This window comes from Amedibacillus sp. YH-ame6 (assembly GCF_053848845.1).
The window spans coordinates 1-12,349 of the sequence record NZ_JBSPEZ010000018.1 but is presented as its reverse complement, the minus strand read 5'-3'; the positions used below and the strand labels follow the sequence as shown (position 1 = coordinate 12,349).

At 35.4% G+C, this 12,349-nt stretch carries 13 protein-coding genes and 3 tRNA genes; 4 read left to right on the top strand and 12 right to left on the bottom strand.

Translation table 11 applies throughout. The annotated features are described in order from the left end of the window. Position 1: 1 nt before the first annotated feature. The 12 genes from rsgA to ACWG0P_RS11505 all read right to left on the bottom strand — a co-directional run bounded on the left by rsgA (position 2) and on the right by ACWG0P_RS11505 (position 10,907). On the bottom strand, positions 2 to 868 hold the full coding sequence (gene rsgA / locus ACWG0P_RS11560; RefSeq protein WP_455791969.1) for a ribosome small subunit-dependent GTPase A: 867 nt from the start codon (positions 866 to 868) through the stop codon (positions 2 to 4). Position 869: 1 nt separating this feature from the next. Then, positions 870 to 2,570 carry a Stk1 family PASTA domain-containing Ser/Thr kinase gene (gene pknB / locus ACWG0P_RS11555; protein ID WP_455801842.1) on the bottom strand — a complete coding sequence of 567 codons (1,701 nt, stop codon included), beginning with the start codon at positions 2,568 to 2,570 and terminating at the stop codon, positions 870 to 872. Next, positions 2,563 to 3,312: a Stp1/IreP family PP2C-type Ser/Thr phosphatase gene (locus tag ACWG0P_RS11550; RefSeq protein WP_455791985.1), complete on the bottom strand. Its 750-nt coding sequence runs from the start codon at positions 3,310 to 3,312 to the stop codon at positions 2,563 to 2,565. Before ACWG0P_RS11550 ends, pknB begins: the two co-directional genes overlap by 8 nt. Positions 3,313 to 3,316: 4 nt before the next feature. Next, a complete protein-coding gene (gene rlmN, locus ACWG0P_RS11545; protein WP_455791971.1) occupies positions 3,317 to 4,360 on the bottom strand; it encodes a 23S rRNA (adenine(2503)-C(2))-methyltransferase RlmN in 1,044 nt (347 codons plus the stop codon). A gap of 155 nt (positions 4,361 to 4,515) precedes the next feature. Continuing rightward, a complete protein-coding gene (locus ACWG0P_RS11540) occupies positions 4,516 to 4,638 on the bottom strand; it encodes a hypothetical protein (RefSeq protein WP_455791972.1) in 123 nt (40 codons plus the stop codon). 132 nt (positions 4,639 to 4,770) lie between these two features. Continuing rightward, positions 4,771 to 5,865 (bottom strand): hypothetical protein, encoded by a 1,095-nt coding sequence (locus ACWG0P_RS11535; RefSeq protein ID WP_455801841.1) that lies wholly within the window; start codon positions 5,863 to 5,865, stop codon positions 4,771 to 4,773. After that, entirely contained in the window at positions 5,835 to 6,014 is a 180-nt protein-coding gene (locus ACWG0P_RS11530) for a hypothetical protein (RefSeq protein WP_455801840.1), read from the bottom strand. The genes ACWG0P_RS11535 and ACWG0P_RS11530 overlap by 31 nt, the downstream gene beginning before the upstream one ends. 24 nt (positions 6,015 to 6,038) lie before the next feature. Next, entirely contained in the window at positions 6,039 to 7,286 is a 1,248-nt protein-coding gene (gene rsmB, locus ACWG0P_RS11525; protein ID WP_455801839.1) for a 16S rRNA (cytosine(967)-C(5))-methyltransferase RsmB, read from the bottom strand. Continuing rightward, entirely contained in the window at positions 7,283 to 8,062 is a 780-nt protein-coding gene (locus ACWG0P_RS11520) for a phosphatase PAP2 family protein (protein WP_455801838.1), read from the bottom strand. The genes rsmB and ACWG0P_RS11520 overlap by 4 nt, the downstream gene beginning before the upstream one ends. 12 nt (positions 8,063 to 8,074) lie before the next feature. Continuing rightward, entirely contained in the window at positions 8,075 to 10,243 is a 2,169-nt protein-coding gene (gene priA / locus ACWG0P_RS11515) for a replication restart helicase PriA (RefSeq protein WP_455801837.1), read from the bottom strand. Positions 10,244 to 10,331: 88 nt separating this feature from the next. Continuing rightward, positions 10,332 to 10,538 (bottom strand): cation transporter, encoded by a 207-nt coding sequence (locus tag ACWG0P_RS11510; protein ID WP_455801836.1) that lies wholly within the window; start codon positions 10,536 to 10,538, stop codon positions 10,332 to 10,334. Between the two features lie 99 nt (positions 10,539 to 10,637). Next, positions 10,638 to 10,907, bottom strand: a complete 270-nt coding sequence (locus ACWG0P_RS11505; RefSeq protein ID WP_455791982.1) for a DUF1905 domain-containing protein — start codon at positions 10,905 to 10,907, stop codon at positions 10,638 to 10,640. A 185-nt stretch (positions 10,908 to 11,092) separates the two neighbouring features. On the opposite strand from ACWG0P_RS11505, the gene ACWG0P_RS11500 reads away from it, so the two are divergent. From ACWG0P_RS11500 to ACWG0P_RS11485, 4 genes are all read left to right on the top strand, one after another. Continuing rightward, positions 11,093 to 11,686, top strand: coding sequence for a hypothetical protein (locus tag ACWG0P_RS11500; protein WP_455801835.1), 594 nt, complete (start codon positions 11,093 to 11,095; stop codon positions 11,684 to 11,686). A 118-nt stretch (positions 11,687 to 11,804) separates the two neighbouring features. Then, positions 11,805 to 11,891 (top strand) — tRNA-Leu (locus ACWG0P_RS11495). 32 nt (positions 11,892 to 11,923) lie between these two features. Then, a tRNA-Cys gene (locus tag ACWG0P_RS11490) sits at positions 11,924 to 11,997 on the top strand. A gap of 5 nt (positions 11,998 to 12,002) precedes the next feature. After that, a tRNA-Leu gene (locus ACWG0P_RS11485) sits at positions 12,003 to 12,089 on the top strand. Positions 12,090 to 12,349: the final 260 nt, after the last annotated feature.

Here is a 12,349-nt window from a genome sequence, read left to right as displayed (position 1 = left end):
CTTAATATTTTATTTTACGTTGTTTAATCATGGTAACAATTTCTAAATAATGTTCATAGCGCGTTTTTGATATGGATCCCTCATCCACTTTCTCGCGTATTTTACAATTTGGTTCTGATTCATGGATACAGTTATTGAAGCGACATTGTCCTTGATATTCCCTAAAGTCTGGAATGCTTTGTGCAAGTGCTTCGATTTCCATATGTTCAAAATCCATGGATGAAAATCCTGGAGTATCACCTACCCATCCTCCGGCAATCGCATGCAACTCACAATGTCTTGTCGTATGTTTTCCTCGACCAAGTGCCTTGCTGATTTCTTGCGTACGAAGATGAAAGTTAGGATCAATGCGATTTAATAAGGAACTTTTCCCTGCTCCACTCTGTCCAGTTAATACACTTATTTTATCTTTTAAAGCATTTACTAATGCATCGCTTGCATACCCTTTGCCACTTAAGTAAACTTCATATCCACTACGTTTATACTCAGCGATTTCTTCATAAATAGGATCATCTTGTTCAATTAAGTCCAACTTTGTAATACACAATACGGGTTTGATATCCGCATATGTAATCAAGAAGATAAGACGATCAATTAAGGTCGTAGAAAAATCTGGATCTTTCGCAGACATTACAATAATAGCTTGGTCTACATTCGCAATACTAGGACGAATCAATTCATTTTTACGTGGAAGAATCTTTTGAATTCCACACTGATCATCAAATTGTTCAATCTCAACAAAATCACCAACAACAGGAGACTTCTTTTGGCGTAGCTTTCCCATAGCGACACATAGAATACGCTCTTTTCTTTCATTTAAAACTTCATAACGATTGGATACTATCTTAATGATTCTTGCTTTCTCCATATTAGTAGTACTTGATTGTGATTGTGCTTTCTCCATCCTGTGTGTACCATGTACCTTCGGCTGGATTCACTTCCACAACAACTCCTGTCTTTGTCGTACCTTGTTCTTCTTCTGGTAAATCGTGGATGTCCAATTGTATTAACACTGGCTCTACTCCGGTTTTTTCTTTGATCAAGCTTGTTGCTTTCTCTACACTTTGTCCAATGATATTTTCAATTTTAAATTGCATATAATCGGATACGGTAACTTTTAAAGTGTAAGATTTTTCTGGATCTAGTTTTTCTCCAACATCGATTCCACTCTGTGATAATATTCTACCTGATAGAACACCTGCCATTTGTTTCTTTGTGATTTCTAATTTTAGCTTTGGCATTTCTTCTTCTAGTTTACTTTGTATATCACTAAGTGCTTGATTTTTATAATCTTCCAACACAAAATAGGTACCTCTTGAAATCGTCAATGTTATTTCTGAAGATTCTCCTGTTTTTTCTCCAATCGCTGGAGATACAGATATTGCATGACCCTCTTGAATATTATCCGATAACTTCTTTTCTATTTTTATGTTTTCTTTTTTAAACCCTGCATTGATTAGAGTTTGCTGAGCTTCCTCTTGGGTTTGTGAAGAGGATATCGTTGGCATTGTTATTTTCTTTTCATGGTTCATCGATAAAAATATAAACGCTCCCACTACAATCGCACAAATCGCAACAATTCCCCCTACTAACAGTTTATTAAGTTTCTTATTCTTTTTCTCATCTAATTGTTGTTCCTTGATTGGGATCACTTTTTCTTTTCGTGCTTTTGTCTGTGGTATATCTTTGGATTGATTCATCACAACCGTTGGGTCTTCCTCTTTTGGAAATTTCAAACGTTCAATATTTGCATATTCTGGTTTTAAACAATTTTGTAAATCATGCAACATATCAAGTGCACTATGATAACGTAGTTTACGGTTTTTCACAGTTGCCTTAATAATAATATTTTCTACTGATTGAGGAAGTGTTGGATTAAACTCTTTTACACTTGGAATTTCCTCGCGTAAATGTTTCATCGCAATTTGTACAGGGTTTTCTCCATGAAATGGTACATTACCCGTCAACAACTCATACAAAACTACACCTAACGCATAAATATCTACTTGATTGGTTGGTACTTCACCACGTGTAGTCTCTGGTGCCAAATAATGAGCACTTCCTAAAACTGCATCACTTTGTGTCAATTGTACTGTATCATGCGCTAACGCAATTCCAAAATCTGTTATCTTAACTGTTCCATCATCTTTTACCAACACGTTTTGTGGTTTGATATCACGATGAATAATATTATTTTCATGCGCATGTTCTACTGCACTCGTCAGTTGCATCATAATGTTGATAGCTTCCTCTTTATGCAATGCCCCACGCTGAGAAATTAATTGTTTCAATGTACGCCCACGTATATATTCCATAATGATATAGTGACGTCCTTCATATTCTCCAACATCATATACATCTACAACATTGGGATGATTCAACTTACTAACTGCATTTGCTTCTCTTTGAAAGCGTAAAAGAGTCACTGGATCCTTACTTAATTCACCACGTAATATCTTTACAGCCACTTCTCTATTTAGTATGGTATCGATCGCTAAATATACATCTGCCATTCCTCCCTCACCAAGAGAAGATACCAGCATATAGCGTTCCGCAATCATTTTATCCATGCTGTACCCCATCCTTTTCTAAAATGATAACCGTAATATTATCATAGCCTCCTGCATCTAGTGCATCTTGCACCAATACTTCTACTTTTTCTTGTGTACTATGATTTTTTGAATCCAAAATAAAACGTATCGTATCTTCACTTACATATCCATGCAATCCATCACTACATACCAACAATGATTGGTAATCGTTTTGAATCTTATTGATATCAATTTGCACATTGTCCCAAATACCCAAAGCATTGGTCAAGACGTTACGATTTGGATGCTTCATGGCTTCCTCTTCACTCACTTCTCCACGTTTTAACAATCCCGCAACATATGTATGATCTTCTGTTAAACAAAGGAAATCATCTTCATATAATCCATACGTACGAGAATCTCCAACATTAAAGATATAGGTCGCTTGTTCGCATACTAAAACACCTACAAGGGTCGTTCCCATTCCTTTTTGTTCAATTTTTTTTGTAGACTGCGTGAAAATCAAATCATTCGCTTCTTGTATCACTTTTTCTAGCCAATGTTTTACTTCGATATCACTTTCTACGACTTCTGTTTTTTCAAATCGATCTTTCAAATGCGCGGTTGCCATACGACTTGCAACATCTCCAGCATTTCCTCCACCAATTCCATCACAAACAATCGCTAGAGTTTGATGTTCTTTCTCGATCAATAAAAAGCTATCCTGATTTTCGCTTCTTTTAAGCCCTACATGGCTTTTTCCATAACAATTCAAGTTCATCACCTCACACATTTTCTTTTCTAATATGTTTTACTCTAAGCTGACCACATGCCGCATCAATATCTGCACCATGTTCCTTACGTATTGTACAACGAATACCACGTTTCATAAGTGCGTCATAGAACACCATCGCATCCTCATAACAAACACCCTGGAATCCATTTTCATCCACTGCATTATATGGTATCAAATTTACATACGCATTTAATCCGTGTAAAAGTTTCGCCAACTGATTCACGTGCTCTTTATGATCATTTACGCCTCTTAATAAAATATATTCAAACGTTAATCTTCGATTATTCTCACTTGCATAAAAGCGTATTGCCTGCATGAGTTCTTCTAAAGGATATGCCTTATTCACTGGCATTAAAGAATCTCTTAATTTATCATTTGGGGCATGAAGTGAAATTGCCAAATTATACTGTGTATGTTCTTTCGCAAAATCATATATCTTAGGTACTACTCCACAAGTAGAAATGGTAATATGACGCGCTCCAATACCAAGCCCACGATCATGATTTACAGTACTTAAGAAATTCATCAAATGTTCATAGTTATCAAATGGCTCTCCTGTCCCCATCACAACGATGTGACTTAAACGTTCTTGTTGCGCATCTAAATCACGTTGCACATACAAAACTTGTGAGACCATTTCTCCACTTGTTAAATCTCGTTTTTTCTTTGTTAAACCACTTGCACAAAAAGCACAAGCCATATTACATCCAACCTGTGATGTTACACATATACTCTTCCCATAATCAAACTGCATCAAAACACTCTCAATCAAAGATCCATCGGATAAGGCAAACAAATACTTTGTTGTCCCATCACTGGAAACTTGCTTATCTCGCAGTTCTAGAGAAGTTAACTCGTAGTTTTCTTTTAAAACATTTCTAGTCTCTAAAGACAAATCACTCATATCGTCAATCGCACTTACTCTTTTACGGTAAAGCCATTGAAATATTTGATGTCCGCGAAACTTTTTCCAACCATGTTCTAGAGCCATCTCGCCCATTTCATCGTAATTAAAATCATATAAACTTTTCATTGTATCACCGTACATTATTTTATCACAGAACCCCCACCCAAACAAACAGTTATACACAAATTAAGAAAAGATTCAGATATATAACAAAAAGAAGTCCCTGAAAGACTTCCCTCTGTATGTTTTTTTGATTTTTCTATCAACTGGCAGTTTCTAAATTAGAAATCTACAAGTCCTCCACCACCATAAGGTGTTACGATTGGCCCATTAGGAGTCACAGTAGCTGTAGCTAGTGTGAATGCCAAACATAAAATAGGTAAGAATAACAGGTTTTTCATCATATCTTCCTCCAACAGTATAAAATTACCATAATCAATTCAATTACGCAATCATAACTTAATGTTCGGAAAAAATCTTAAAAAAACATAAACTTAAACGACGTTTTTCTAATTTTTTTTACAATTTAAACCCTTTTATAAACCATACTCATCTACAAAGTTTACATAGTCCTTAAAACGATTGGTTTTAATTGCCAATAAATGAAGTTCATCTTTTAATATACGAAAATATAAATCATCGCTCTTTTGTAGTTTCTTCACTACCTTGTGAAGAATGAATCGTTTGTTTTGTTCCCCTTTACGATCATCTACAGATTGAAAGTATGCATATACACTTTGGTCTATAGCATCCCCAAACTCTGCCGGACAAGTTTTATATTCTTGTGGTATTTCCATATGTAACATACGATAACAATGACATATGCACAAATAGTTTCTCATCTTCATATTATCCGTAAGTTCACAACACTTCTTTAAATTCTCAATACTTTTCTCATATTCCTTCAACAACAGATAGGTAGAACCTACATTGATATACAACATAAATAAACGATTCTTATAATAATCATGTTCCACCGCAAGTCCTAAAGCAGTTTCTATATAATGAATAGAAGCCTTCTTATCCATATATGCCAACAAATAAAACATATGAATATAAAGCGTCAATAATTGTCCATAATTCTTAGTCTTTAACAAAGGTTCCTCTAATGATTGACACCGTAATAAGGCTTGATAGTGGTCCTTTTGCAAACATTCGATTTGTACACAACAAATTTGATTACAAAGGAACTTTGACTTTTTAAAGTCATATAATTGTAAGATCATTTCCTTCTTACTCATCTCTTGAATATTACTATAAAGATACGCAAAGCGCATTAAAATATCTTGATAGTTTGATGGATATATCTGGAAGGTATGACAAATCCGTTGAAACTGCAATTCGTCCATCGTTTTTGAAGAAGAAAAATAATCTCTCATCATTTCAAATTGCCATACATATTCTTCGTAATATAACACATCTTTACATGATTCTAATTTTGGCAATACACTTTGAATCACATTGGCTGCAGTTGTTTCTTCCAAACGTTCCATACATGTATATATACGTTGTATGGTATCCTGTAACAATTGATCTATTCTTGGTAAATATGCAACTTTCTTCCCAAATTTTGTTGCCGCAAATGCGTAGAGGTTTTCTTCTACGAGAAGTTCATTTTTTCCATACGACAAAAGGTACTAGACGAACAAATACTAGCACCTTGTTCGTTTAAATAAAAATATTGTTGTTGATAGTTCCCGTCATTATAATGTTTCAAACGAAACTTCCGTTCATAAGCAATCAAAACATTATATTTTTCTTTCAATCCATCATGAATCATATACTGCCTCCCAGCATTACTACCTTATACTTTTTTCATCTTTGCGATAAAGAACCCATCACTTTCATATTCAAAAGGATAAATGGTCTTTTGTTCTAACAATTCAAATTCCCCATGATTCTTTAAAAAGTTTTCTATTTGTTTTTCATTTTCTTTCTTATTTAAGGTACACGTTGAGTATACTAAAATTCCACCATCCTTCACATGAAAACTACTCGTTTCCAAAATTTGTTTTTGAAGCGGAATAAGAGTATCCATATCTTCGCTTACCATATGATATTTGATATCGCTTTTTCTTGCTAAAACACCATACCCACTACAAGGAACATCGCATAGAACACGATCAAACTTCTCTCCTTCTAGTTCACTTAGTGTACAAGCATCCATCGTCCTTGGCTCTATGATCGTCAACCCCAAACGAGATGCTCCTTGCCCAATCAATTCCACACGATGTGGATGAATATCTCCGCATACAATTCGCCCTTCATTTTTCATAAGTTCTGCTATATGACAAGACTTTGTACCAGGTGCACTACAAACATCTAAAATACTCTCTTTGGGTTGAGGATCTAGAATTCTTGCGACCATTTGACTTGCTTCATCTTGAATCGAAAGAAGTCCTTGTTCATAATAGGAAGAATGAATCAATTGATTCCCTGTGTACCACAAAGCATCCTCACTCAATTTCCCTTCTACAAATTCATCGCTCTCCTTTAAGATATCTGCTTTCACTGTCTTATAGGTATTCACACGTACTGCATTTGGTTTTGTTTCTAGATTCGCATAACAAATAGCTTCTGCTACATCATAGCCATATTGTGCAATCCACATCTTTACAATCCAATCCGGATGGGACGTTTTAATTGCCAATACTTCTTCTTTACTTCCACTTACTTCTCTTTCTTTCGCACGCTCTACATTATGTAAGATTGCATTTACTAAGTTTGCATACCCTTCACGCAAATCTTTCTTTGTAATATTCACAGCTTCATTGATAATGGCATAGGCAGGCACCTTATCCATATAAAACAATTGGTACACACTCATATCCAATAAAACGGCTGTCTCTTCTGTTGGCATCTTCTTCACAAAAGGTGTCCATTGATAACGACATAAACGATAATTTTGTAATGTTCCATAGACAATTTGTGTAACAAACCCTCTATCTTTTACATCCACTTGTCCAAGTTCTTTACGTAATAAAAGATTGCTATATTTCTTTTCTAAACATATTTCCTTTAACATACGAAAAGCGAGTAATCTTGCATTCATAGTTTTCCCCTCCTTATAAATAGGTTACGTATCACCAAATAACACGTATATGTAATTAGGAAACCTGCAGCTAAATCACTTAAGAAATGAGCTCCCATAATCATGCGTGACACTCCCATAATAAGAATCATAGCGCCCACAAACACATAGCGTAGAATGGATACTTTTTCAAAATGATGTTGTTTCCACTGTAGTACACATAGGATTGTGGTCATTGCGGTGATATGTCCACTTGGAAAAGATCGATTACCAATGAGTCCACAAGGCTTATACCATACACAAAACTGTGAGAGCTCTTCGATATCTCGATAACGAATTCTTCCCCAAAAATGTTTGATACAGGAAGTAAGAATCACCGCACTCAACAATACCGCTGTATAAAAGACAAAAAAGTTGATATGTCGATTTACCCAATCATCACTTACCTTACGTAATATATAAACACATAGTACAACTAAGAGAAGTGAAGCAACTAAAATAATACCCACCATCAAAGGAGTTTTTACATTCATCCAATAATGCAAGCTATCTTGTATCACATACCATGCCCCTGCATAAGCCAAGATCAATATCCAAAGCTTATGATATTTTCGATAGAGTAAACACATGGTAAACATGACTACTCCTTCAATTGGAATTAAAACGATACGTTCAAACACAAGACCTACAAAAGGAACACTTTCATGCAATGCATCTGTAATTTGATAATCATAAAATACACCTACAAACAAAGCGATAAACGCGATTAAGTAAGGTATACATTCTTTTATTTTCATGGAAATCTCCTTTTATTCTAACATCAGTGGTGCTAAATCAATATCTAGTCTTGCTTTTTGTTTACTTGAAAGGTGTCCATCGTACACATCTTTTGCGTATATCGCTAGAAGGGTTTCGCTCTTACCTTTTATGAGGATACGGATTCTTGTTTCATCGCGCATCTTATGCAAGATGGATGGTCCTAGAACTTTTATATCTTGTTTCTTCTGCAAGAGTTCTAGTGCTTTTTGACTTGCTTTTCTAGCCAATTCTTCCTCTTTATGAGAGAACATAAAGGAAGTTAAATAGGTATAGGGTGGATAATTGGCAAGATGTCGATAGTTCATTTCATTTTGAAAGAAACGAAGATAGTCATGTTGTGCAGCGCATTGAATAGCATAGTGAGAACCATCGTATGCTTGGATAATAACTTCACCATCTTTATCTCCACGCCCACTTCTTCCACTCGCTTGTTCCAATAAATCATACGTTAATTCCGCACTGCGATAATCACTACGATTCAACATCGCATCACCATTCAAAATACCAACCAAGGTCACATTTTCAAAGTCTAAACCCTTGGCAATCATTTGTGTTCCTAATAAAATGTCTGCTTTTTTCTCTCCAAAATCTCGAAGATAATTTTCATGTGCGTTCTTTTTCCCTGTTGTGTCTGTATCCATACGAATAATTTTCGCTTGTGGAAATTTAATTTGTACTAGTTCTTCTAACTTCTGTGTTCCACTTCCTAAATATCTCCAAGAAGAAGCCCCACAAGTAGGACACTGATTTGGCAGTTTCATCGTATGGGCACAAATATGGCATTTTAAAACACCCTCATCCTTATGATAAGACATTGCAGTATCACAGTGTGGACACATTTGTACATACCCACAGCTTATACAACGTAAAATGGGTGTATACCCTCTTCTATTAAGTAATAGTATGATTTGTTCCCTCTTTTGTAAACGTTCATAAATCGCATCCAAAAGCGCATTGGACAATAGATAATCTTCCCCATTTCCAACGGCTTTACGCATTTCCACAATCTTTACTTTAGGAAAACTACCATTGATGCGAGAAGGCATTGACAACAAACGATAAATATTTTTATGTGCTCTTGCGAACGATTCTAAAGATGGAGTGGCACTAGCAAGTACAACAAGTGCATCATGATCAACACCACGATGAAGAACAATGTCTCGACAATGATAACGTGGGGTAGAATCTTGTTTATAACTTGTATCATGTTCTTCATCCATAATAATAAGACCTAGCTGATCAAATGGCATAAAGATAGCACTACGGGTACCTACTACAATACGCACACGATGTTGTTTCACCAATTGATATTGTTCATATTTCTCTTGTGCATTTAAACCAGAGTGATAAATCGCAACATCTCCACCAAAACGACTTTTTACACGGCCTACCATTTGAGGTGTTAACGATATTTCAGGAACTAAAATTAATACCTGTTTTCCTTGTTCCATTACATGTTGTGCTAGGCGCAAGAAAACTTCTGTTTTTCCACTCCCCGTAGTCCCATGTAACAAAAATACTTGATGATGTTTTTCTTGTTCAATCGCTTCTATACAAATACGCTGCTCTTCACTTAAACAAACACGTTCTGTGTTTATTTCTACAGAGCCTAAACTAGCTTGCGCTTCTTTTTCAAATACTTCCACACAACCCAGCTCAATTAGTTTCTTACCTGGTGTCTTATACATTTGATAATAGGTAGAACGTAACATTTCTTTATCTTCTCGAATATGCGTCAATACATCTGCTTGTTTCTTTGTAAGCTTATCACAATCTTTTATATAACGTACCCATGCCTCCATTTTAATAGAGCCAGAAGTAGAGCGTGGTTTTAGTTTTGCTGGTAACATACATTGGAAACAACTGATACGAGGAGCAACATATTGTTTCGCCATCCAATCTCCCAATTGAAAAAGTTCTTCATTGATCAATGGTTCTTGATCAACTACACTTTCTATATATTTTAATTCATAAGGATAGGAGTCCAATTCTTTTTCATCTACCTCTTTTACATCACTCACAAATCCCATGATGAAGGTGGTTTTAAAAGGTACCATCACACGCACCCCACGTTGCACATCAAAACCATCACAACGATAGGTAAACGTGTGATCTAAATGCATGATTGGGTGTTCCACAAATACATGGGCTAGTTTCATTTTCGTACTCCTTATATAACAGCTAGATTTTACCATATTTTCACTAGAATTCCTACGTAGCAAAGAAAAAGAGTTCACATTAGAACTCTTACGCTACGACATCGTATCCAATTTCTTCAATGGATTCCTTGATATCCTCAATTGTCACAAGGCTTTCATCAAATTCGATTGCCACTTGATTCTCTTTGGCATTTGCCTTACAAGATGATACGCCTTCCAAAGAAGATAAGGCATTATTGACTCTTCTTTCACAACCTTCACACATCATTCCATCTACTTTAATTATTTTTTCCATAGGCAATGTTCTCCTTTATAGGGTTATCATATCATATTCTCTATTGTCTTTTAAAGACACATGATTTATTTTTTGGGATTATTATAAGTGACATGGTGCTCATTCACGTTCTTGAATACACACATGTACTTGATCACCTGGTTGTTTGTTAATCTTCGCACGAATATCCTTACGTATTCCTATAATATGACATTCTGTTTTCATACGCACCAAACTTCCATCATAAGGCTCGTTATCAAAGGTTGCGTGTACCTTTACTCTTCCCTTGCCGAACTCTTCTTTCACATCGTAAGGAAATTCAATATAAGCTCCATCAATTCCATCTACCTTTAAAATCTGTGCATCAAATTCATATACCTTGTTTTGCATGATATTCACCTCTATGTATAGTATGTTCTTATTCGATGTAGTTATCATATCACACAAGAAGCTTCCTTACTATATATGAATCTTCCTTATATAAAAGAATACATACGCATAGATGTAGCCTTAGGACGCTATACTAAAAGTACGAACGAGCGCCTAGAGTGCTCTTATAGAAAGTAGGAAAGATTATGAAACTTAAAAAACTTGGCATTTGTATCGCACTACTAGTTAATACAATGTTACCTATAAAAGCAAAAGTAAACAATACATTAATTATTGCGAGCAAACAACTTCCATATATTATGTACGTTGAAGTAAGTGATGAAAAACATATGAAGGTCCAATTTATTTCACGAGATGTGGCAATCCCAACTACATGCAAACTACAAGAAGCAATTCCCTTAAAGAAAATCGATTTAAAAACAGATTTTGCTTGTGTCCAACAAAGTGTTGAATCTTTTTATAACCTACATGCCAATCGTTATGTCTATGTACACTTAAATCGCATCGCAGAAGATTTGAACCTCCCTTATAAAGGTATTGATTTTAAAAAGCTTAATAATATAACGAACTATTTTGAAAATGTTGTGAAGCATTTAAAACTTTCCACAATTCTTAAGTATGGAGACTATATCGAAAGTGATTTAGGGCTTACTGATTATTATGATTACTATGATATGTTCAAAGGAAAAAAAGTAGAGATCTCCTATACTTTCACAAATCAAGTATATGTAGGTTCTTTTGCCCTTCCATTAGACAACAAGTTTCATAAGCTAAAGTAGTTCAAATCAATGATTTCCATAGGATTGAAAGAGCTTGGTAAAAAGTTCATTTTTTACTTGCATTTTCATTTAATTATTATATAATATTATAGCAACATGTTTTCAGTAGCGAAATTGCGGGGTCGTGGCGAAATCGGCAGACGCAACGGACTTAAAATCCGTTGGGAGCAATCCCGTGTGGGTTCAAGTCCCACCGTCCCCACCATTTTATCTTTCTGAAAAACATGCAGCGATCATGGTTCCGTAGCCAAGTGGTAAGGCAATAGACTGCAACTCTGTGATCATCGGTTCAAATCCGATCGGAACCTCCATTTTTGGGGTCGTGGCGAAATCGGCAGACGCAACGGACTTAAAATCCGTTGGGAGCAATCCCGTGTGGGTTCAAGTCCCACCGTCCCCACCATGAAATTACAAAAGTCGTTTATCTATTTAAGATAAACGGCTTTTTTCTATATCATTTAAACCTTTTAATTTGATTTTAAGAAAGTCAATCATATGTACATATCCATTATTTTTGTTACTGAGCCAAAACGCAGTATCTGTCAACCGTTTTTGAAAATGTCTCAAAAAAGATGAAACATAAGCGAAAATAAAATCTCTCACTAAAATGGCAGATCATCATAGATAAAGGCATTATCAGTAATCGGTGATGAGGGAATCAGT